The sequence below is a fragment of the Pragia fontium genome, from assembly GCF_900638655.1.
Lineage (GTDB): Bacteria > Pseudomonadota > Gammaproteobacteria > Enterobacterales > Enterobacteriaceae > Pragia > Pragia fontium.
In genome coordinates this window covers 1,297,097-1,318,426 of record NZ_LR134531.1, presented here as the reverse complement: position 1 = coordinate 1,318,426, position 21,330 = coordinate 1,297,097, and the positions used below count along the sequence as shown (strand labels likewise).

Annotated in this window: 21 protein-coding genes; 8 read left to right on the top strand and 13 right to left on the bottom strand. The window is 45.7% G+C overall.

Annotated features, from left to right (window positions below):
- Window positions 1-15: 15 nt before the first annotated feature.
- Both EL341_RS05565 and EL341_RS05560 read left to right on the top strand, forming a co-directional pair.
- A complete protein-coding gene (locus EL341_RS05565) occupies window positions 16-792 on the top strand; it encodes an SDR family oxidoreductase (protein ID WP_074820837.1) in 777 nt (258 codons plus the stop codon).
- Window positions 793-870: 78 nt separating this feature from the next.
- The gene (locus tag EL341_RS05560) at window positions 871-1,725 is read left to right on the top strand and encodes a co-chaperone YbbN (RefSeq protein WP_074820834.1); all 855 of its coding nucleotides are present in this window, start codon (window positions 871-873) and stop codon (window positions 1,723-1,725) included.
- Between the two features lie 163 nt (window positions 1,726-1,888).
- Here the strand turns inward: EL341_RS05560 and EL341_RS05555 are convergent, their stop codons facing one another.
- Window positions 1,889-3,028 carry an MFS transporter gene (locus tag EL341_RS05555; RefSeq protein WP_047782553.1) on the bottom strand — a complete coding sequence of 380 codons (1,140 nt, stop codon included), beginning with the start codon at window positions 3,026-3,028 and terminating at the stop codon, window positions 1,889-1,891.
- 518 nt (window positions 3,029-3,546) lie between these two features.
- Between EL341_RS05555 and EL341_RS05550 the strand changes: the two genes are divergently transcribed.
- The 3 genes from EL341_RS05550 to EL341_RS05540 all read left to right on the top strand — a co-directional run bounded on the left by EL341_RS05550 (window position 3,547) and on the right by EL341_RS05540 (window position 5,629).
- Complete coding sequence (locus tag EL341_RS05550; protein WP_126467223.1) at window positions 3,547-4,149, top strand: hypothetical protein; 603 nt, start codon at window positions 3,547-3,549, stop codon at window positions 4,147-4,149.
- Window positions 4,150-4,247: 98 nt separating this feature from the next.
- Window positions 4,248-5,162: an SPFH domain-containing protein gene (locus EL341_RS05545; RefSeq protein WP_047780480.1), complete on the top strand. Its 915-nt coding sequence runs from the start codon at window positions 4,248-4,250 to the stop codon at window positions 5,160-5,162.
- Entirely contained in the window at window positions 5,162-5,629 is a 468-nt protein-coding gene (locus EL341_RS05540; protein ID WP_047780479.1) for an NfeD family protein, read from the top strand. Before EL341_RS05545 ends, EL341_RS05540 begins: the two co-directional genes overlap by 1 nt.
- A 50-nt stretch (window positions 5,630-5,679) precedes the next feature.
- Here the strand turns inward: EL341_RS05540 and cueR are convergent, their stop codons facing one another.
- The 3 genes from cueR to EL341_RS05525 all read right to left on the bottom strand — a co-directional run bounded on the left by cueR (window position 5,680) and on the right by EL341_RS05525 (window position 7,015).
- The gene (gene cueR / locus EL341_RS05535) at window positions 5,680-6,096 is read right to left on the bottom strand and encodes a Cu(I)-responsive transcriptional regulator (RefSeq protein WP_047780478.1); all 417 of its coding nucleotides are present in this window, start codon (window positions 6,094-6,096) and stop codon (window positions 5,680-5,682) included.
- Window positions 6,097-6,202: 106 nt separating this feature from the next.
- Window positions 6,203-6,604, bottom strand: a complete 402-nt coding sequence (locus tag EL341_RS05530; RefSeq protein WP_047780477.1) for a lysozyme inhibitor LprI family protein — start codon at window positions 6,602-6,604, stop codon at window positions 6,203-6,205.
- Between the two features lie 27 nt (window positions 6,605-6,631).
- Entirely contained in the window at window positions 6,632-7,015 is a 384-nt protein-coding gene (locus EL341_RS05525) for a hypothetical protein (RefSeq protein WP_126467221.1), read from the bottom strand.
- A gap of 177 nt (window positions 7,016-7,192) precedes the next feature.
- Between EL341_RS05525 and EL341_RS05520 the strand changes: the two genes are divergently transcribed.
- Window positions 7,193-8,182: a sulfate ABC transporter substrate-binding protein gene (locus EL341_RS05520; protein ID WP_126467219.1), complete on the top strand. Its 990-nt coding sequence runs from the start codon at window positions 7,193-7,195 to the stop codon at window positions 8,180-8,182.
- Window positions 8,183-8,265: 83 nt separating this feature from the next.
- On the opposite strand, the gene pcp is transcribed toward EL341_RS05520, so the two are convergent.
- The 7 genes from pcp to tam form a co-directional block, all read right to left on the bottom strand.
- On the bottom strand, window positions 8,266-8,913 hold the full coding sequence (gene pcp, locus EL341_RS05515) for a pyroglutamyl-peptidase I (RefSeq protein WP_074820818.1): 648 nt from the start codon (window positions 8,911-8,913) through the stop codon (window positions 8,266-8,268).
- A gap of 16 nt (window positions 8,914-8,929) precedes the next feature.
- A complete protein-coding gene (locus EL341_RS05510; protein ID WP_126467217.1) occupies window positions 8,930-9,940 on the bottom strand; it encodes a DUF979 domain-containing protein in 1,011 nt (336 codons plus the stop codon).
- On the bottom strand, window positions 9,940-10,668 hold the full coding sequence (locus tag EL341_RS05505) for a DUF969 domain-containing protein (RefSeq protein WP_047780472.1): 729 nt from the start codon (window positions 10,666-10,668) through the stop codon (window positions 9,940-9,942). Before EL341_RS05505 ends, EL341_RS05510 begins: the two co-directional genes overlap by 1 nt.
- A gap of 92 nt (window positions 10,669-10,760) precedes the next feature.
- Window positions 10,761-11,498, bottom strand: a complete 738-nt coding sequence (pxpA, locus tag EL341_RS05500) for a 5-oxoprolinase subunit PxpA (protein WP_047780471.1) — start codon at window positions 11,496-11,498, stop codon at window positions 10,761-10,763.
- Complete coding sequence (pxpC, locus tag EL341_RS05495; RefSeq protein WP_047780470.1) at window positions 11,488-12,417, bottom strand: 5-oxoprolinase subunit PxpC; 930 nt, start codon at window positions 12,415-12,417, stop codon at window positions 11,488-11,490. The genes pxpA and pxpC overlap by 11 nt, the downstream gene beginning before the upstream one ends.
- A complete protein-coding gene (gene pxpB / locus EL341_RS05490) occupies window positions 12,411-13,067 on the bottom strand; it encodes a 5-oxoprolinase subunit PxpB (protein WP_047782552.1) in 657 nt (218 codons plus the stop codon). Before pxpB ends, pxpC begins: the two co-directional genes overlap by 7 nt.
- Window positions 13,068-13,530: 463 nt before the next feature.
- Window positions 13,531-14,304, bottom strand: a complete 774-nt coding sequence (tam, locus tag EL341_RS05485; RefSeq protein ID WP_126468239.1) for a trans-aconitate 2-methyltransferase — start codon at window positions 14,302-14,304, stop codon at window positions 13,531-13,533.
- Between the two features lie 379 nt (window positions 14,305-14,683).
- Here tam and EL341_RS05480 point away from each other — a divergent pair, with 379 nt between their 5' ends.
- Window positions 14,684-15,136, top strand: coding sequence for an SgcJ/EcaC family oxidoreductase (locus tag EL341_RS05480; protein ID WP_047780468.1), 453 nt, complete (start codon window positions 14,684-14,686; stop codon window positions 15,134-15,136).
- Window positions 15,137-15,811: 675 nt separating this feature from the next.
- The gene (locus EL341_RS05475) at window positions 15,812-19,207 is read left to right on the top strand and encodes an autotransporter outer membrane beta-barrel domain-containing protein (protein ID WP_074820811.1); all 3,396 of its coding nucleotides are present in this window, start codon (window positions 15,812-15,814) and stop codon (window positions 19,205-19,207) included.
- 55 nt (window positions 19,208-19,262) lie between these two features.
- Here EL341_RS05475 and cysC read toward each other — a convergent pair whose 3' ends face one another.
- Both cysC and cysN read right to left on the bottom strand, forming a co-directional pair.
- Window positions 19,263-19,859 carry an adenylyl-sulfate kinase gene (gene cysC, locus EL341_RS05470; RefSeq protein WP_074820808.1) on the bottom strand — a complete coding sequence of 199 codons (597 nt, stop codon included), beginning with the start codon at window positions 19,857-19,859 and terminating at the stop codon, window positions 19,263-19,265.
- A 6-nt stretch (window positions 19,860-19,865) separates the two neighbouring features.
- Window positions 19,866-21,323 (bottom strand): sulfate adenylyltransferase subunit CysN, encoded by a 1,458-nt coding sequence (gene cysN, locus EL341_RS05465; RefSeq protein ID WP_373994767.1) that lies wholly within the window; start codon window positions 21,321-21,323, stop codon window positions 19,866-19,868.
- Window positions 21,324-21,330: the final 7 nt, after the last annotated feature.

Sequence of the window (21,330 nt, the reverse complement as noted above, 5' to 3'; positions counted from 1 at the left end):
GGAGAATGTAAAGTTATGCAAAAGGCGATTTTAATCACCGGCTGTTCTAGCGGCATTGGCTTAGTCACCGCGACCGATCTTCAACAGCGAGGCTATCGGGTTATTGCGACCTGCCGCAAACCAGAAGATGTAGCCATACTGCAACAAAAAGGCTTTGAAGTTGTTCGCCTTGATTTGGATGACAGCGACAGTATTCAACAGGCTGCGGCTGAAGTCTTAGCCATGACTAACGGTCAACTTTATGCCCTATTCAACAACGGTGGGTTTGGTGTTTATGGGCGATTAGAGACGATTTCACGTCAGCAGTTTGAACGACAATTCTCAACTAACCTGTTTGGTGCTCATGAGCTGACCATGCTGCTGCTGCCCGCCATGATTAAACAGGGAACGGGCCGAATTATCCAAACCAGTTCGGTTATGGGCATTATATCAACGCCAGGTCGTGGTTTGTATGCCGCCAGTAAATATGCCCTTGAAGCCTGGTCCGATGCCTTACGCCTTGAGCTTGATGGCACCGGGGTTCAGGTTAGCTTGATTGAACCAGGCCCTATCAGCACCTCGTTTACCAACAACGTTAACCAAACCCAAAGTGATAATCTGGTAAAAAACCCGCCAATTGCCAAACGTTTTACCCTGCCACCCGAAGCATTAATCCCCATTGTTCGACATGCTTTGGAAAGCCGCCAAGCCAAAATTCGCTATCGGGTCACGCTGGTCACTAAAGTTATGGCTATCTGTAAACGCTTCTTACCAGACCGTTTAATGGATAAAATTTTAAGGAATAAAGGTTAGTGTAAGGTTGAAGTCGGTGAAATAAACCCACATATACCTAACATAATGCTATAAGAAGCTGATAAAAGAGAACTTGTGATGAACGCTAATTTTATTGTTGATGTGACCGAATCCAACTTTCAACAGGTACTGGAACAGTCGTCCCAGGCTCCGGTTCTATTCTACTTTTGGTCTGCCCGCAGTCAACACTGCCAGGAACTGGATCCACTGTTAGCTAAACTGGTCGCGGAATATAACGGAAAATTTGTCTTAGCTAAAATCGACTGTGACGAGCAGCAAATGGTCGCCTCTCAGTTTGGTATCCGCGCTATTCCTACCGTTTACCTGTTTAAAGACGGCCAACCCGCTGATGGTTTTCAAGGCCCCCAGCCGGAAGAAGCTATCCGCGAACTATTAAACCGCTTCCTGCCTAAGGAAGAGGAATTGAAAGCGGCTCAGGCCGAAGAGTTAATGCGTGAAGGCAAATATATTGATGCCTTGCCTCTGTTGAAAGAAGCCTGGCAGATAAGCAATCAGCGCAGTGATATTGGTTTATTACTGGCCGAAACCCAAATTGCCCTGACCCGTAGCGAAGATGCTGAAGCTGTTCTGGCAACAATCCCGCTACAGGACCGCGATACTCGCTATCAAGGTTTGGTGGCGCAGATTGAACTATTAAAACAGGCGGCTGATACCCCAGAGATTCAACAGCTACAGCAGCAGGTTGACGCTGAACCAGACAATGCCGAATTAGCCGTCCAACTAGCGCTACAACTACATACCGTAGGACGCAATGAAGAAGCATTAACGCTGCTGATGACACATCTGAAACGCAGCCTTGATGCCGCAGACGGTAACGCGAAGAAAACCCTGTTGGATATTCTTGCCGCTCTGGGAACCGGTGATGCATTAGCGGCGAAGTTCAGACGCCAGCTATATTCAATGCTGTATTAATGAGTGTTGCTCGGGAAGAGCCAGACGTCAGGTTATAACTAACTGATGGTATTTGGCCTAAGAACGAGATCCCGGTTTTCACCGGGATCTCGTTCTTCCTTTAATTCTCGTCTTGCCCCAATAAAAAAGAGCGCATGGGCGCTCTTTTTTATTCGGTTACCGATTACTCTAAGGGTTTCCCTGCCTTTTCCGGTATTAAGAATAAGGTCGCCAGAATATCCAACACATATAACGATGCCAGCATGGCAATAGCCAGTTGGAAAGAATACATCGATACCACCATACCTACGACCAAAGGCCCTAAACCGCCGATACCCCGACCGATATTAAACAGAACGTTCTGCGCCGTGGCACGAGCTTCCGTTGGGTAGACTTCAGAAATTAACGCCCCATAACCGCCCATCATACCGTTAACGAACATCCCCATAACAGCTCCGCCAATCAGCAGACTATACTGATCGGTCAGTTGGGAATATCCCAACACCATTAACGCGGCACCCACCTGATACACCAGAAAGATCGGGCGACGGCCATAGCGATCCGCCAGTTGGCCAAATAGCCAGATACCAAAGCCCATACCGACCACCGTGACTGCGGTCCACATGGCTGACTTGGTGAGTGAATAATTGAATTGTTGACTCAAATAGGACGGCATCCAAATCATAATGCCGTAATAACCGAAATTCTGTACTGAAGTGAGGATGGATATGCCAATACTGGCTTTGATGGTTTCGGTATCTGCCACCAAGGCTTTAAAAGGATTTCCTTTGCGCTTTTCTTTGCTTTTCTTAACGAAAATTTCGGGTTCGCCGATATAGTGGCGAATAACAAATGAAGCCAACGCAGGAATCACACCAACGGCAAACATTCCCCGCCAACCGATAACCGGTAATAACACTGGCGTTAACAGTGCGGCGGCTAAAACCCCTGCTTGCCATCCCAGACCAACATAGGAGGACATCCTCGCGCGTTCATTAGGCCGACAGGCTTCTGCGGCCAACGCCATACCGATACCAAACTCACCACCTAAACCGATACCCGCAATGGTACGGTAGACCAGTAAATCCCAATAGCCCTGAGCCAGTGCACACATGCCGGTAAAGCCAGCAAATAGCACGATTGACCAGGTTAGTACCTTGACTCGCCCGTAATAATCACTCAGTACGCCAAAAAATAAACCACCAACCACGGCACCCACCAGCGTCCAGGTGACTAAAGAGCCCGCTTCACTGGTGGTCAACCCTAAGCCAAGGGCAACGGCATTTAAAATAAAACCAAGAATCAGTAAATCAAAACCATCCATTGCATAACCCACGGTTGAAGCAATCACCGCTTTATAGGCATACTTCCTTCTTTTTGCCTCTTCAACTACCAGAACTTTTTGATTCTCGGTTAGATTTATCGTCTCTTTGGTCACAACCATCCCCACCTTAATTTAGCTTTTAATTATTATCGGCAAAATCACCTTACTACCAACTCAAGACAACATATTGATTTATATAATCAATAAATAAAACCCATCTCTCTCCAACGCATTGTTCGCCGTATTTTAGGCGTAGCAATACACCCACCTGATTGGTCATAAAACCAAAGGCGTAGGAAACAAAATATATTTGTTGATTTTTATCTAGAGTGCGGCCAAACCTTTTAACTATATCAGGAAAAAATATTATTAATAGTCTTTTTTCGATTATTAACTGGCTGATTTTCATCTGGTTACAAATCAACCACAATAAAATCGCGTTTGTGCAGGAGGAGAATAACAATAAAAATGCTATACTATTTCGGTTGTTAACTATTTTAATCAAGAAAAGAATTGAAATGAAAATCCGTCATAACTTATTCACTATTGCCCTACTGAGCCTGATAATTACCGGCTGTCATGGATTCAAAACAGAAAGCAACAAGCAAACGGAATCTGCTCCCACTAAAACCTCTCAATCTACAGCGGAAAAAGAACCGCCGCAGGATCAAGAGCCGGCCTCAGTTGACGACCAAGAGGTGGATGAAAATATTGATGAATCCGCTGAAGAAGTCACAACACCTAGCGCAGCGCTATTTACTGAAGACGATGCTCAATGGACCATCACAGCGCTGGAAACTATCCAGTCCAAAACCGCGCGCCTGTTTTTAACCAAGCCGGATTCTGAGGATGAGGTGGTCTTGCGTTACAGTGACATTACCGTATTCGGTAAAGACGATCAGCGTATTCTCTGCGGTCATCTGCGCCCAGAAAACTCAAGAATGGACAATGGCAAGTATTTTCCATTTATTCTGGAAAAAGGTACGTCACTGAACATCAGCGCCAGAGAGAGCAAAAGTGCCATCTTTGAACGCAAATGGCAAACCAACTGTACCTTAAAGAACGGCCGTGCTGCGCCATTAAGCCCGGATAATACCGGTATTCTGTTCAACCCGGAATAAACCAAACGCTGGCGAAACATCAGCTATCATGCCTTTTAAGCTGTCTTAATGTCAGGTTTCAAGTAAACTGGATATAAATACCTTTAAAGGATGATGCTATGTCAACGCCAGCTATTGCTATTGCAATTTTGGTTCTTCTGGTTCTTTTCGTACTGTTTGCCGGAATCAAAGTTGTTCCCCAAGGATTTCAGTGGACGATTGAGCGTTTTGGTCGCTACACCAAAACCCTGATGCCCGGTCTTAACCTGATTATTCCATTTATGGATCGCGTGGGTCGTAAAATCAACGTGATGGAACAGGTTCTGGATATCCCTTCTCAAGAAATCATCTCCAAAGATAACGCCAACGTTACCATCGATGCCGTTTGCTTTATTCAGGTCAGAGATTCAGCGCTGGCCGCCTATCAGGTCAGTAATCTGGAAATGGCGATCCTGAACCTCACCATGACCAATATCCGTACTGTTCTGGGCTCTATGGAGCTGGATGAAATGCTCTCCCAGCGCGACCACATTAATACTCGTCTGTTGCAAGTGGTTGATGAAGCGACTAATCAATGGGGAATTAAAATTACCCGTATTGAGATTCGTGATATTCGCCCACCGGCAGAGCTGATCTCCTCAATGAACGCGCAAATGAAAGCCGAGCGTACCAAGCGTGCCGATATTCTGGAAGCCGAAGGTATCCGTCAGGCCGCTATTTTACGCGCTGAAGGCCAGAAACAATCTGAAATTCTAAAGGCTGAAGGTGAAAGACAGGCCGCGTTCCTACAGGCTGAAGCTCGTGAACGTGCGGCAGAAGCCGAAGCTAAAGCCACCCAAATGGTATCTGAAGCCATCTCCGTTGGTAATATTCAAGCGATTAACTACTTTGTGGCACAGAAATATACTGATGCGCTACAAGCCATTGGTTCAGCAGAAAACAGTAAAGTCATTATGATGCCATTAGAAGCGAGCAACCTGATGGGCAGCATTGCCGGTATTACTGAACTGATTAAAGGTGAGAACAAGAAATAATGGATATCATTGAGGATCTGATCGCTTATCCGTACCGCTTCTGGCTAATATTCGGCGGCCTGTTGCTGGCGGCCGAGCTGCTCGGTACTTATGGCTATCTGCTCTGGAGTGGTATATCGGCCATTATTATTGGGGTAGTTACTTGGTTGGTTCCTATGGACTGGAGCTGGCAATGGGTGAACTTTGCTATCCTCACATTGATCACCGCCGTTATTTGGTGGTATTGGCTGAAAACTCGCACCGTTAGCGAACATAGCCATCTCAACCAGCCAAATCAATTATTAATCGGCCAAAAAATGGTACTGACTGAACCCATTGTTCACGGTATTGGTCGAATCAATCTGGCCGATGGTAGTTGGCGGGTTCAGTGTACCGAAGATCTGCCGGCGGGAACGGAAATTCGCATTACTGCGGTAGAAAGTATTACGCTGATTGTGAAGCCGGTACATTCCAGCAAACACCAATAAGGTAAAGCGTAAACATCACATTGAATTGCCGGCACCAACAGCCGGCAATTTTATTGATGACTCTCGTCAACCTGATGACAGCAGCCGGTAAAGCTATCCATGATCGGACATTCTGCCCCATCATCTCCCGGACAAAGCGCCACCAGCTCAACTAACTTTCCACGCATTTGCGTCAGTTCCGAAATATGACGATCGATATCGCTAATTTTTTCCAGCGTGCGGGCTTTAACATCCGCACTGCGACGGTCAGCATTATGAAACAACGCCAGCAGCTCTTTACACTCTTCCAACGTAAAGCCAACCAAGCGCGCTTGCCTTAACAGCGTCAGCTCTTCCACATTCTTTGGATTATACTGACGATAACCGTTGAGTGAGCGACTCGGCGGGGTAATCAACCCCTTCTCTTCATAAAAGCGAATCGCTTTGCTGGTTAAACCGGTTTTTTCTGCGACCTGACTGATATTCATAATATTACCTCTACCTAGTCCTTAGGCGACAATGGATTAAACCAGCCGCAAAGGTATAGAAACTGCGCGGCAAAACGTCCTGACTCAAGCCACAGAGAAAACATTATCACTCAAAATAGGCAATATAGCCTTTCAAGTCTTCCGTTCTCTTTACCGCATGTTCACGCATACAGCCTAAATACACCACTCCACGTATCGTTCCTCCTGAGTAGAGCGCATAAAGCGCATCACAATCCTTTTTTCTAAAGGTTACCCAGGCTCTTTGGCTTTCTAACAAATTTCTTTTTACTTCCGCATAAGGAATACTTTCCTCATCCGGCTTATTAATTAATGCCATTACTTTTTGATAAGTCTGATTGAGCTGTTTCTCAACTTTATCTAATTCCATCTGAGCACAAGCATTAATATCCGGAGTTGTGATTACATTATTACAGTCCAGTTCTTCTGCTGAAACATTTAAACTCAACGCCAATAAAAAAGCAGTGGACAATAAAGTTAATCTTTTCATCGAATAATCTCTGATTGAAACATAAAATTATTGGCAAGAGCTTTCACGACTGTTATCCACAATCAGCTCAGCATCTCTGGTAAGGGCAATATTTTCGCCATTATCCAAACACATAATGGCATAAGAAAGCTCGGTGCTCCCTTTAGTTAAATCAGCCACCGCAATAGCACTGGCTTTATCTCCCCGAAGTTTAACCAAATAGTGTTCACATCCCACCTGACACTGTGCCGCAAACGCGCTCAAACCAATTGTTTCAACGCTAACCTTACCCAGATATTGGGCCACCACCGAATTTTGATTAAAGGCAACTTCGGCCTCTTTTTTCAGTGAATACCATTGCCAGATAAAAAAGCCAGCCACCACAACCACAATCAGCACCAGATAGCGCCAATACTTTAGACATCCTTTCATTACTGTATCCCTATAAAATTGAAACTTGGCCTTGTTACCCCGTAGGCTAAAAGTAAACAAATGATATATTACTTATTAACATAAAAAGTATCTTTTTATTCTTTATTACTTAGAACGCTTTTCTGGCAATCTCACTGCGTTAACTATTTTAATCAGATTAGAATAAGGTGAGTATATATGCGTAATTGGAAAATCGGCGTTCTACTGTTACTAACTACGGCTAGCGCCGCAGCAAAAGATATTCAACTGCTAAACGTTTCCTATGACCCAACACGGGAATTGTACCAACAGTACAATAAAGCATTTTCCAGCTACTGGCATGAAAAAACTGGTGACAACATTATCATTAAACAATCCCATGGCGGATCGGGAAAACAGGCTTCATCAGTGATTAATGGCATTTCTGCCGATATTGTAACGTTAGCTTTAGCTTATGATATTGATGCCATTGCCGAGCGCGGCAAGCTGGATAAAAACTGGATAAACCGCCTACCGGATAACTCCGCCCCTTATACCTCAACCATCGTTTTTCTGGTACGCAAAGGTAACCCAAAACAAATTCACGACTGGAATGATTTAATCAAACCGGGTCTTAACGTCGTCACGCCAAACCCTAAAACCTCCGGCGGTGCGCGCTGGAACTATCTGGCTGCCTGGGGTTATGCATTACAGCATAACAATAACGATCAGGCTAAAGCACAAGAATTTGTTAAAGCCTTATATAACAACGTCCAAGTACTGGATACTGGCGCCCGAGGTTCCACCACCACCTTCGTTGAAAGAGGCATTGGCGATGTGTTGATCGCTTGGGAAAATGAAGCCTTACTGGCTATTGACCAACTGGGAAAAGATCAGTTTGAAATTATCACCCCAAGCATTTCCATTTTAGCTGAGCCTACTGTCGCTGTGGTGGATAGCGTCGTTGATAAAAACGGTACTCGCGAAGTATCAGAAGCTTACCTGAAATATCTCTACTCTAAACAGGGGCAAACCATCGCGGCTAAAAACTACTATCGACCACGGGATCCGGAAGTACAAAAAGCGTTTGCCTCCACCTTTCCGCCGTTAACCTTATTTACCGTTGACCGCATTTTCGGCGGTTGGCAAAAAGCACAGCAAACCCACTTCTCAACCGACGGAACCTTTGACCAAATTAGTAAGCGGTAATCAATCGATAATCAGGCCGGTAATTTCTCCGGCCTGATTCAGATAACAATAGTAGATATCGGCACTTGTTCCGCTAACTGAATTTAATGGGTTGCACCCGCGCTGACCACCAAATCTTTCAGTGTTGTGATCGACACAGCAATTATCTTCTCCATTGCCTTGACTAAGGTCGATGCTGACATGCTGGGTGCCCCTGAGTGATTAACCGCTTGTTCAGGTAAATAAGGAATATGAATAAAACCACCGCGCGCCGGTGAACCCTGTTTTTTCAAGTGATGCAATAAACCATACATTATATGGTTACAAACATAGGTTCCCGCCGTTTGAGAGACGCTGGCAGGAATACCCTCATCCCGTAGCCCCTGAACCAGCGCTTTAATTGGCAAAGTAGAAAAATAGGCAGCCGGCCCCTGTTCAATAATCGGGACATCAATCGGTTGATAGCCCTGATTATCTGGAATGCGCGCATCATTAATATTAATCGCTACCCGTTCTATCGAAACCTCTGCACGCCCACCAGCCTGACCTACGCAGATAACCAGCGTGGGTTCCAACTCATCGATTGCCTGATACAGCTTATCCAATGCGTGCCCAAACTCACAAGGTAACTGGCGTGCAACAACCAGCGTATTAGCGATATATACGCCATTAAGTTGGCGAACAACCTCCCAAGAAGGGTTAATATGTTCACCATCAAAGGGTTCAATTCCGGTTATTAATACGCTAGCCATAAAATCACCTCAGTTATTAAAACATCAGGAAATAGAGCAGAAAAACGTTCACCGTTAATAGTGCCAATCCTGTTGGAACCTGTACCTTAATCACCGCATTTCGGTCAGGAAGCTCCAACAACGCCGCCGGCACAATATTATAGTTGGCCGCCATGGGTGTCATTAACGTACCACAATAACCGGAGAACATACCAATAGCCGCCATTACTGCTGGATTTCCGCCGTGCATCAATACCAAAATCGGAATACCGATACCTGCGGTCACGATAGGAAATGCCGCGAAGGCGTTACCCATCACCATAGTTAACAGCGCCATACCTACTGCATAAATCAGCACCGCAATAAATCGATTATCAACAGCTAAGTAATGTTCCGTCAAATAAGAAATCGCCACCCCAACACCCGCAGTGGTAAACAGTAAACCTAACGTGGCAAGAATCTGCGGCAGAATGAAAGCCCAACCAATAGCATCCAGCAGACGACGCGCCTCCTGAACCGACTGCGCCGGTTTTTCATGGGTCAAACGCAGTGCGACCAGCCATCCAACCAGACAACCAACGGCCATGGAGAATAGCGTGACCAGCGTTGAGTGATTGCCCTCACCAAACATGATTTGCGGTAAACCGGGGATATTGTTGAACAGCAACACGCCAATCACCGTCACGACTGGAATAGCCAGCGCTGGCAGAAACAAACGATTCCCCAAGCGAGCCGCACTCTGTTTGCGTTGCTCCGGCGCACGTTGATGGTAACTTCCCAAACGAACGCCACCCAATCCAGCAATCAGCGCCATCACAACCACAATGACGCCCACGCTAATATTTAATATCCGGGTGCCACTCTGGCTATCCGTCAATGAACTCATTAAAGTGTAGGTCCAATCGCCAACCAAAAAAACCAGTCCGTACAATCCCCAAAATAGTGCGGTAGCAAAACGACGCGGATTAGCTCTGTCACGTAAGGACATCAAAGCCACTATCAGCAGAATGACGCCGGCGAACCAATAAAGATATTGTTGCTGAAACATTACGCCCCCTCCCGATTCTGCAATGCACTTTTATTTAAACCGGACAGTTCTCTGGCAATACGTTTATCCAAACGAATCAGGCGAAAAGAGTGAATCAGGAAAGCACAAACTGCGGTGGGAATTCCCCAGAGCGCAATATGCAATGGTTCAGTTTGAATACCGCCGGACTCCAGCATAAAGTTATGCATAAAGATAATGGCACCGAAAGCAACAAAAATATCCTCACCAAAAAACAGCCCAACGTTATCCGTTGCCGCTGACATAGCTCGCAAACGATAGCGAACATCGTCCGGCAATTCGCCATAGCGATTTTCAGTTGCACCTTCAGCCATCGGTGCCAAAAGCGGCCTGACCATTTGCGGATGCCCCCCCAAACTGGTTAGCCCCAATGCAGCGGCTGCTTCACGCACAAACAGATAAACAATCAATAAGCGCCCTGCCGTCGCGGTTTTAATATGAGCAATCCATTCCTGTGCCCGTTCTTTTAAGCCATGACGCTCCAGCAGGCCGATAACTGCCAGCGGTAATAATAAAATCAGCGGTAAATTACGCGTACTCAGAAAACCCGATCCCAGTTTTTCCAGAATATCCCCAATTGACATAAAAGCAGCAACGCCAGTAATGATACCGGCAATAATCACCACCAATACTGGGTTAAACCTCAATAGAAACCCAATCACGATAGCCACAATGCCGATAAGCGGCCATAAATTCACCACTTGCTCCATACCTGTCTCCTGTCTGAAATAGATCTAACGCCGCCGTTTTAGCGGTCTGTTATTGTTTTTATGATTTAACTATCGGGAATGCACTATCGCCTTTAAGCGGCAGTGATATCGATGTTGTGTTGTAGAAAGCTCTCGCGCAGACGTCGGGCAAAAGTCAATGCATGCGCACCATCACCATGCAGGCAAACCGTATCAGCCTGAACGTTTATCCAAGAACCATCAAGGCTGCAAACTTCGCCACGTTGTACCATTGTTAACGTTTGAGCCAACGCTGCCTCATCACTGTCAATCACCGCGCCGGGTTGACTGCGTGGTACTAATGAACCATCTCGCTGATAGGCTCGATCGGCAAACACTTCCTGCCGGATAGATAAGCCATAACGTTCACCGGCACGCACCAGCTCACTATTGGCCAAGCCCATCAAACGTAATGTCGGGTCGCTATCTTTCACTGCCCGAGCGATCGCATCCGCCAGCGCCGGATCTTTAGCGGCCTGGTTGTACAACATACCGTGAGGTTTTACGTGGGCTAATCGTCCCCCTTGAGATGTCACTATTGCCGCCAGTGCACCTATTTGATACAGCGTTTGGGCATAGACAGTCTCTACCGGTAGCTGCATCGCGGTACGGCCAAAGTTCTCTCTATCGGGAAAACTGGGGTGAGCCCCAATAGCCACATTGAACTCCATTGCCCAACGAACAGTTCTCAGCATGGTCTGCGCATCACCGGCGTGGAAACCGCAGGCGATATTGGCTGAGCTCACCAACTGCAACAGTTCACGATCGTTATCCATCCCTTCGCCGAGATCGGCATTTAAATCAATCTTCATTTAACCTCCATGCCAGCTGTTGCAAATACTGCTGTTGGTGATATCGAGCTTCTAACGCTTCATCCAGCGAGCACTGAACAAAATGTAATGGTTCACCCAAGCGGATTTGTGCCAGATGAAACAAATCGGCATCAATCACGCAAGCCATACGCGGATAACCGCCGGTCGTTTGCGCATCAGCCATTAAGACGATAGGTTGACCGTTATGAGGAACTTGCACTACCCCCGGTAATAAACCATGGGACAGCATCTCAGTAGAAACCGTGCGTTTTAACTCCCCGCCTTGTAACCGATAACCCATCCGGTTACTTTGTGGGCTTAACGTCCAGGACACCTGCCAAAATGCCTGTTGAGAATCAACCGCGAACTGGTCATATTCCGGCCCAGGCAAAGCCCGTAACCGATTGGCAAATAGCAGTTGTTTTACGCCACGGGATCGGGTCAGTTTACGCTGAGGCGTTCCGGCCTCCAGCACATCGCCATCACGCAATAGTCGCCCCTCTAACCCACCGAAACCGGCTTTTAAATCGGTACTCGATGAATGCAGAATCTCTGCTACCTGAAAACCGCCGCTTACCGCCAAATAACTGCGCATACCGTAACGCGGCGCATTCAATTTCAATTGCTGCCCCGCCCGTACAGGAAAACGCCACCCGGTCCATATCGGTTGACCATCCAATTCAGCACGACAGTCAGCGCCGGTCAGCGCAATCCACCCTGCCCGGGTAAACTCGGCAACAAACTGCCCCAGCGTGATTTCCAACACCGCCGCCTCTGGAGGGTTGGCCAGCAGCAAATTCGCAATCTTCATGGCCGGTTGATCCAATACCCCACCCAAGCTAATGCCTAACTGACGATAGCCATTTCGGCCACCATCCTGAATGGATGTATGCATACCAGCTCGAATCACTCTTAACATACGCCCTCCGGTTGCGGTACAAAACGCACTTCATCACCGGGTAACAGCAAGGTGGGAGACTTGGCTTGAGGATCAAACAGCGTCAAAGCAGTCCGCCCCAGCAGTTGCCAGCCACCCGGCGTTGCCAGCGGATAAATGCCTGTTTGTGCACCACCAATACCAACCGACCCCGCCGGTACTCGAATTCTTGGTTCTGCTCGACGCGGTGTTTCCAGCGCTTTATCTAACCCCGCCATATAGGGAAAACCCGGCTGAAATCCGAGAAAGTACACCACATAGCTGGCAGAAGAATGACACTCCACTACTTGGCGAGGTGTCATTCCGGTATGTTGTGCAATCACCGCTAAATCCGGTCCCTCATCGCCACCGTAGGTCACTGGTATATCAACTTTACGCGATTCAGGAATCAGCATTTGGCTTTCCTGCCAAAGATTAAGTAAAAACGTCACCGCACCTGCTGCGGTGCGACGTGGATCGCGTAACAATACGGTCAGATTATTCATGCCCGGAATCGTTTCTAAAATATCCGCATTATCACGTAAACGGGCATTCAACTGCCAAATACGCTGCTGAGTTGCTAATAAAATGGGTGATTCAAATTCCAAAACAACCGCACTTTCTCCCAGTAAATAACATCGTGGTTGTGGCAAATTTCCCCCTGACATCCCATCGCATTAAATCAATCAAGCCAATAGTTATGCAGGATTAAATACATCGCTGTCAATGTTTAGCAACGCTTTAGAACACTTTGCCATCAAAATAAAAACGTTAACAAGCTCACAAAAAAACTGGTTTTCATGATAAAGGCAGCATATTCATCTTGATGCAATCCGCTTAAAAATAAATAACCTATCTATTTTTGAAAAAAGATGGACCAATACACTGGGTAATAAAATCTTTTCTGTTCACCTTAATTTATCATTTGCTACAACATCATCATGAAAATGAATTTAAAATCACTAATGACAGATAATAAATCAATAATGGAATGCTGATTTATTACCAGCACTATTCAGACTAAGGCTTCGATTAGGCAGGAAAATGTTCAATAACGGGGGAGTAAAACTTCTAGCCTGAGATAGATGACAAGTTATCGCTAGGCTAGAACAAAAACTATGGCTTAGTCGCAACCACAAATAAACGAGGAAAAGCCAGCAGTACCTGACCATCAGATCGCAGTAAATAAACCTTCTCCAGTTCTGCTAAATAATGTTGTAAAAATGCCTGCTGTTCAGTTTCATCCAGCGGAGCCAAAAATGGGCGCAACCCCGTTGACTTCACCCACTCGACAATAGCGGCCACCGACGGCATGACGTGATAAAAGGTAGTGCGCCAGATATCCACCTGACAACCTGCCTCGGCCAACAAATCATAGTAGCCTTCCGTCGTCAGCAACACTTTATCGTGATATCGCTGCTGGCTATATTTAGCGGACCACGTTCCCTCACTTGCCACTTTACGCATTAACGCATGGGATGGCTGATCAAGGTTATCCGGTACCTGAAAAGCCAGCACACCGCCGGGGACCAGTTGCCGTAACAGATGAAGCATCAGTTGATTATGGTTGGGTACCCATTGCAGGGAAGCATTCGCATAAATAATATCCTGCGGATTCTCCGGTCTCCAGTGACCAATATCGGCCTGTTGAAACTGACAAGCCGGCAAACGCTGCTTTGCCTGTTCAAGCATCGCCTGTGAACTGTCTACGCCAGTAACCCGTGCCTCAGGGTAAGCATTATGCAACAGCTCAGTACTGTTACCCGGGCCACAGCCCAGATCGCTAATATAATTGGCCTGCTGATGAACAATACGCGATAACAACTCACGAGCCGGGCGCGTTCTTTCCGCTTCAAATTGCAAATAGAGTTCAGGATTCCAGTCTTTCATCATTGTCCTATTAGCCAAATTGATGTTCACAATCCGATGCGGAAAAACCACGCGACAAACGGATTAAAATGGCTAAAAAGTATACCCTCAATGGAGACGATAATTAAGTCTCCCTCACACAACATTTGCCATGCTCGACCATTAAATAACAAGCCCCACTACAAAGAATCGACAAAAAACACTACCTGAATAAGCGTTGAACGTTTTCTTTTAAGTGTCACCTCACTCAAATAAAACACTAAATAACCATATATTTTATAAGGTTATTTAATAAGATAATAAGAAAAGTTAATTATATTAATAATCAATTGCTTACACCAATCAATAATGATAGTCCTAATAAGAGAAAACACGCTTAATGAGAGGAAAAGGAATAGATATGAAAAAGTTGCTTGGAGTCGTTGGTTCACTGGTATTCATTTCTGGTTCTGCTTTAGCCACAACGGTTCCTGACTGCGTTAAAGTCGATCAGACTAAAATTGAACAATTATTCGAACAATGGAACAGCGCTCTACAAACAGGGGATGCAAAGAAAGTGACTGATAATTATCTCAGTGATGCCGTCTTACTCCCTACCGTCTCGAATAAAGTGCGCCTGACTGAAGCTGAACGTATTGATTATTTTGAGCATTTTCTGGAAAAAAGACCGGTCGGAAAAATCGATAGCCGAACAATACGTCTTGGCTGTAATAAAGCCATAGATACTGGCACATACACTTTCACTTTTGCAGATAAGACCTCGGTTTCAGCGCGATATACCTTCACTTATGCCTGGGACGGTAGCCACTGGAAAATATCCACTCATCATTCTTCTGCCATGCCTGAGAGCTGACGGCAGGAATAAATATCCCACTGTAATTAAGTAGGCAGCTTTACCAGTGCCTACTTGATACGCTGTCACATCAGCGTATTTTTCGAGGAAATGGTTCAAGTCATCATTGAAATAGTAAACGATACAGATTCCAAATAGGCAACGACACAATTAAAACCACAGGATTAAAATTAATTTATTCTGCCCCCCTCAACTAACCTATGCTACACCGCCTCAAGTAACACACCTTTAACATTTCATATAACATTATTCCAACCCCTCCAGTTTTTTATTAAGAACAAATCATAAAAAATTAAATAATTAAAAAATACATTTACAAAAAAATAAAAATTTAATCATTTCCACCGCTTTAATTTATTATATTGATTAATAATATTTTTTCGAATTCCTATCAACAACAATAATTATCATTTTATCACCGATTGCCAAAACCTATTAAAAGCAGGTTTTTTTACATTCAATTTTCTAGTAGAATAGCAATCTATAACACAAGGATATCAGTGTTCACGGGTATTTTACCCCAACCAGAATATTGGACGACAGTTATCTTAATGAGTAACCAAATAGCTAAGATTAGCCGTCGTAACACAGGTTAATAGTTACTCATATTATGTGGTGTCATTATTTTACCCACATCGTCCAATATCTATAACCGATATGGAATGGTATTAAATCATGGAACGCAAACAACGTATTAAGCCAATGACTTTTAAAAAGTATTCAAAATCATTGTGTATTATCTTCTTATCTCACATTAGCGCGTTTCCTCTTATCGTTAATGCCAAAACAGCAACGATATCTAATGGCACGGCACAGCTTACCGGCCAGTATGAGCTAGACACTACGTTACAAAGTCAGTCTGCAGTAAAAATTACCGGCACCAATACCACAGTTACCGGTGGTGATGATGTCTCCATCGCGATAAGTGGCCCAGGAAATGGCGTTTCACTCACTAACGGTAGCTTAACGCTAACTGGATCGTCGATTACCGCGCTCGGCGATGGTTCATCAACCTTGATATCCAATACCAATGGTCGTTTGAACTTATCAAACGTTGATTTCACCACCGGGACGTATCGGTCAGGAGGAATTAAAGCTATTGGTAGCAATTCAGTGACCACCATCACTAACAGTCGGCTTAATGTAGGCACATACGCTATCTCTGGAACAGCAGGCGCCACCATTACCGTCGATGGCACCCAAATAGATAGTATTGGGAATTATGGGATTATTCTGGAAAACAACTCAAACTTATCCGGCGCCCATAACATTATTAATATGGATGGCCCAGTCCAATCATGGGCTGCGATTTATGCCGCCAGCAATTCAGCCAATACCACTTCAACGTTAACGCTAGACGATACTCATATTTACGTCGCCCATGGAAAATCGGCGGTTGAAGCCAATCGTGGCGGCGTGATCAATATGACCGACCTCGAGGTCACCGGCAACGTCAATGTCGCTGTGAGAGCAAACCAAAGCGGCAATACCAGCATCAATGGCGGTAAGATCATTCTTGATGAAGGGGCTATTGTACTGGCTGAAGGAACCGGTGCGCAGGAAGTTGCAACGGTTAAACTTAATAACGTGCACGCTGAATCTAGCGCTATTCGCAATGATTATGAAGCCACAAAGAATTTTTCCCTGATTAATGGTAAAGCATTTTCAAACATCATTATTGAAGGGGGATCATTTTACTCAAAAGGCATAGAACAGCATGGTGTATCGGCCATGAATGACAGTTCTGCCATCTCTTTATTCAAGACCTCCATCAAAACTGATACCGACAAATCCTTTGCCATTAAAAGTAATGGCAACATTACGGTAAAAAACAGTGATATTTCCACTGCCGGTAACGATGCTCATGCCCTGTATTCAGAAGCAGAAATAGCTGCGGAACAGGTTAATATCGCCACCATCGGTAATAATGCTGCCGCTGTTTTCTCCGGTAAAACAGGCCATGTTGGTATAAACCATGCGACGATTAGTACCCGCGGCAATAACGCTTACGCTTTAGAAGCAACCAATGAGGCATCTATTGATGCCAATAACCTTGTCGCAACCACGTCAGGTGACAACAGTCATGCCATATTATCTGCCAAAACAGCTTATAACGATCGGCAAAGCAGGATCTCTCTGTCAGATAGCGTTGTTACAGCATCAGGCAAGGGAGCCGCAGGTATTGCGGCCATCAACCAATATAATTCAACGCCACTCAATCAGTATCGCTCCGATATTACGCTGAGTAATACTGCGGTCACCAGCAATGATGGTTATGGATTATATGTAAAAGGTGTGGATGCTTATGTTCACTTAACCAATGGTTCATCATTAGTCGCCGATAATGGGCGGTTAATTTATGCTGAAGCCTATGACTTTACCGGTAATACCATACCAACCTATGTCAGCCTAATCGCAGACGGTGGAACACATCTGGTTGGTAATGTCGATTTTACAAAACAAAGCGTTGTTGATATGCAGTTGACCGCAGCCAACTGGAAAATGCTGTCATCATCCAAAGTCTCGAATTTATCCAACTTTGCTAACTCAATTATTGATCTGACCAGCGATAATAATCAGTACAACACGTTGACGGTTACCGGAAACTATTCTGGCGATAGCGTCAAGAATATCGCGAATAATGGACGATTAATCGTAAATACCGTTTGGGATAACGATCATTCCTCTTCTGACTTATTGGATATCGCCGGTACCGCCAGCGGATACACTCAGGTACAAACTAAAAACGGTATTATCGGCAACGTCACCCGTGACAATGATGATGACGATAAATATTCCGTTACCGTCGTGAACGTTGGTAACCATCAAATGGGTGCCAATGCCTTTTATGGTTTTGCCGATACGCTGGGTGCCGGACAGGCGCTCTTGGTACAAAAAGATGACAATAGCTATGCCTGGTACCTCCCTAAAATAGTCGCACCGGATCCAGAACCTGAGCCTGATCCTGAGCCAGAGCCAAAACCGGATCCAGACCCAAAACCCGATCCTGAGCCAGAACCAACTCCACCGGTAACGCCAAATGACGTTAGCCCGACTAAACCTGAGGTTCCAGGATTTACGCTGATGCCACGCGCCAATATGGAGATGGGATATCGCCTGATCGGTACGCTGCATGAACGCATCGGCGAACAACAAACCTTCTCTTGGGATGATGGTTCTCAAGGTCAACTCAGCCATAACAATGGTCAGGTATGGGGCAAAATGCTGGGTAATCTAGAACGCGTTGACGGCCAAGATCGTTACGGCTATCGCTCTAAAATGTGGGGTGTTCGATTTGGCTATGACTTTGACATCGACGATAACCCGGAGAATGGCTCAAGACAGCATTCTGGTGTGATGCTGACCTATGCCAAAGACCAACTGAAGTTTAATGACCGTCGTGCGGTATTTTTTGATACCACCAGCGGCCAGTATGCTGAAAAAAATCAGCGTACCGGTACGGGACAAACGGACACCATAGCCTTCGGTGCCTATACCACCTACTACAGCCAATCTGGTAGTTATCTGGATTTAGTGGGGAACCTCGATTATTCCCATAATCAGTACCGCTCTAATCGAGACTCCAAATCGTCCAATGACGCTTATGGTGTCGCTCTGTCAGCAGAAGTGGGACAACCTTATACGATTGCTGCCAGTCAGTGGCTGATTGAACCTCAAGCACAACTGACTTATCAGTACAGAACATTCAGTGATTTCAAAACTGAACATGATGTGAACGTTGACCAAAAAGATCGACAAGGTTTAAGGGGTCGTGCTGGTTTCCGTTTAGCCTATAATGCAGGAACGCCAGAACTAAAAACTAACACCGTCTACTTCGTCGGTAATTTGATACATGATTTCGTCAATACCGATCACAGCACTAAAATCGGTACTGATTCAATCAAAGACAAAGCCCCTCGTTCATTCGGTGAAATTGGTGGTGGATTACAACTACCGATCGGTAAAACTGCTTATATGTATATTGATAGCCGATATACCCATTCTCTCAATAACGATCGCGGTAAAGAGAATGGCGTAAGAGGAAATATCGGATTTAAATATCACTGGTAATTGACGATAATGCCCCTAAATTTTTAGGGGCATTACCAAATAGAAACGATCAACGCTACGCCGCAATAATTTTCCGGCTTTGCAGCATTAAAATTAGCTGTTCCACCAACTGAGCAATCGGTAGCGTACCGTTGAGATGCACATCCGGCTTTAACGGTGCCTCATAGGGTAAATCAACACCGGTAAACTGCTTAATCTCCCCTGCTCTGGCCTTCTTGTACAAACCTTTTGGATCGCGTTGTTCACACACGGCGATTGGCGTATCAACAAACACCTCAATAAAGTGCCCGGCAGGCAAACGCAAAGCCACATCCTCTCGATCCTGCCGATAAGGAGAGATAAACGCCGTGATCACCAACAATCCGGCATCCATCATTAATCCGGCCACTTCACCCACTCGCCTGATATTCTCGCGCCGGTCGCGATCGGCAAAGCCTAAGTCCTGACACAGACCGTGACGAACATTATCCCCATCCAACAAATAGGTATGTATACCTCGCTGATGCAATGCCTGTTCCAGTGCCCCGGCTACCGAAGATTTCCCCGAGCCAGAAAGGCCAGTTAACCACAGTACCGCTGAGCCGTGCCCGTTCACCTTTTCTCGCTCGTGGCGGGTAACCGGATGCTGATGCCAAACAATATTATTTTCCATCAAGACTCAGCCTTTTACCGTAATATCCCAGTGCGGATAATGACGAGTAATTAACGCATGCAGCTCACGTTCAAACTCATTATTGAATCCAGAAACCTGTGAGTGATGTTGTTCACTTTCAGTTGCCTTAACCAGACCGGCACCAACGGTGACATTGCTGAGTCGGTCAATAAAAATAAAGCTGCCGGTCTCCTGATTGGTTTGGTATCGATCAAAAATCAGAGGTTCATCAAATACCACCTCCACCACGCCAATTCCATTAAGGGGTAAGCTATCGCTTTGACGCTGTTCCAGCGAATTGATGTCGCGCTGATGCAATACTTTTTTAATACTGAGTCGGCTCTTTTTACCCGCGACTTTTATGTCATAGCGTTGACCGGCCTGAAGCGGCTGCTCCGCCATCCATACCACGTCCAGCGTTGCGCCATATGTCGGCTGTAAACTGTTATCATCATCAGCCACCAACAGGTCGCCGCGGCTGATATCAATTTCATCCTCCAGCACCAGCGTAATAGCCTCCCCCGGATAAGCCCGTTGCAGATCGCCATCAAACGTGACAATGGCTTTAACTTTACTGGTCACTCCGGAAGGCAAGACCTTGATCCCTTGACCTACTTCTACAACGCCTGATGACAAAGTTCCGGCATAACCACGAAAATCAAGATTAGGGCGATTAACATATTGAACCGGGAAACGCAGCGGTTGATGCTGTCGATCGCTAACAATATTCACCGTTTCCAAAATATCTAACAGCGTTGCTCCACGATACCAAGGCATATTGGCCGTCGATATCGCCACATTGTCACCATCCAATGCAGAAAGCGGTACAAACTGAATATCAATGTTTTCCGGAAGCTGACGGGCAAATGCCAGATAATCAGTACGAATTTGCTCAAACACCTTCTGGCTATAATCCACCAGATCCATTTTATTAATCGCCACCACCAGATGGCGAATCCCCAATAACGTGGAAATAAAACTGTGACGGCGAGTTTGATCCAATACGCCTTTCCGCGCATCAATTAACAAAATAGCCAAATCACAGGTTGATGCGCCAGTGGCCATATTGCGGGTGTATTGTTCATGCCCCGGGGTGTCAGCAATAATAAACTTGCGCTTTTCCGTCGAAAAATAGCGATAAGCAACGTCAATGGTTATCCCTTGTTCGCGCTCAGCCTGTAAGCCATCCACCAACAGTGCCAGATCCAATTTTTCGCCAGCGGTACCAATTCGTTTGCTATCACTATGCAGCGTTGTGAGCTGATCTTGATAAATTTGGTGGGTATCGTGCAGCAATCTGCCAATAAGCGTACTTTTGCCATCATCCACGCTACCGCAGGTCAGAAAACGCAGCAGGCTTTTGTTTTGTTGGGCATACAAATAGGCTTCAACGCCGCCCTGCTCGGCAATTTGTCGCGACATTGCATCGTTAATAGAGGACGGACGATCGATAACGGTATTCATAATATAT

Excerpts from the sequence above, each read along its gene's own strand:
- EL341_RS05565 (WP_074820837.1), top strand. The coding sequence starts at position 16 with ATGCAAAAGGCGATTTTAATCACCGGCTGTTCTAGCGGCATTGGCTTA.
- EL341_RS05560 (WP_074820834.1), top strand. The coding sequence starts at position 871 with ATGAACGCTAATTTTATTGTTGATGTGACCGAATCCAACTTTCAACAG.
- EL341_RS05555 (WP_047782553.1), bottom strand. The coding sequence starts at position 3,028 with ATGGATGGTTTTGATTTACTGATTCTTGGTTTTATTTTAAATGCCGTT.
- EL341_RS05550 (WP_126467223.1), top strand. The coding sequence starts at position 3,547 with ATGAAAATCCGTCATAACTTATTCACTATTGCCCTACTGAGCCTGATA.
- EL341_RS05545 (WP_047780480.1), top strand. The coding sequence starts at position 4,248 with ATGTCAACGCCAGCTATTGCTATTGCAATTTTGGTTCTTCTGGTTCTT.
- EL341_RS05540 (WP_047780479.1), top strand. The coding sequence starts at position 5,162 with ATGGATATCATTGAGGATCTGATCGCTTATCCGTACCGCTTCTGGCTA.
- cueR (WP_047780478.1), bottom strand. The coding sequence starts at position 6,096 with ATGAATATCAGTCAGGTCGCAGAAAAAACCGGTTTAACCAGCAAAGCG.
- EL341_RS05530 (WP_047780477.1), bottom strand. The coding sequence starts at position 6,604 with ATGAAAAGATTAACTTTATTGTCCACTGCTTTTTTATTGGCGTTGAGT.
- EL341_RS05525 (WP_126467221.1), bottom strand. The coding sequence starts at position 7,015 with ATGAAAGGATGTCTAAAGTATTGGCGCTATCTGGTGCTGATTGTGGTT.
- EL341_RS05520 (WP_126467219.1), top strand. The coding sequence starts at position 7,193 with ATGCGTAATTGGAAAATCGGCGTTCTACTGTTACTAACTACGGCTAGC.
- pcp (WP_074820818.1), bottom strand. The coding sequence starts at position 8,913 with ATGGCTAGCGTATTAATAACCGGAATTGAACCCTTTGATGGTGAACAT.
- EL341_RS05510 (WP_126467217.1), bottom strand. The coding sequence starts at position 9,940 with ATGTTTCAGCAACAATATCTTTATTGGTTCGCCGGCGTCATTCTGCTG.
- EL341_RS05505 (WP_047780472.1), bottom strand. The coding sequence starts at position 10,668 with ATGGAGCAAGTGGTGAATTTATGGCCGCTTATCGGCATTGTGGCTATC.
- pxpA (WP_047780471.1), bottom strand. The coding sequence starts at position 11,498 with ATGAAGATTGATTTAAATGCCGATCTCGGCGAAGGGATGGATAACGAT.
- pxpC (WP_047780470.1), bottom strand. The coding sequence starts at position 12,417 with ATGTTAAGAGTGATTCGAGCTGGTATGCATACATCCATTCAGGATGGT.
- tam (WP_126468239.1), bottom strand. The coding sequence starts at position 14,304 with ATGAAAGACTGGAATCCTGAACTCTATTTGCAATTTGAAGCGGAAAGA.
- EL341_RS05480 (WP_047780468.1), top strand. The coding sequence starts at position 14,684 with ATGAAAAAGTTGCTTGGAGTCGTTGGTTCACTGGTATTCATTTCTGGT.
- EL341_RS05475 (WP_074820811.1), top strand. The coding sequence starts at position 15,812 with ATGGAACGCAAACAACGTATTAAGCCAATGACTTTTAAAAAGTATTCA.
- cysC (WP_074820808.1), bottom strand. The coding sequence starts at position 19,859 with ATGGAAAATAATATTGTTTGGCATCAGCATCCGGTTACCCGCCACGAG.
- cysN (WP_373994767.1), bottom strand. The coding sequence starts at position 21,323 with ATGAATACCGTTATCGATCGTCCGTCCTCTATTAACGATGCAATGTCG.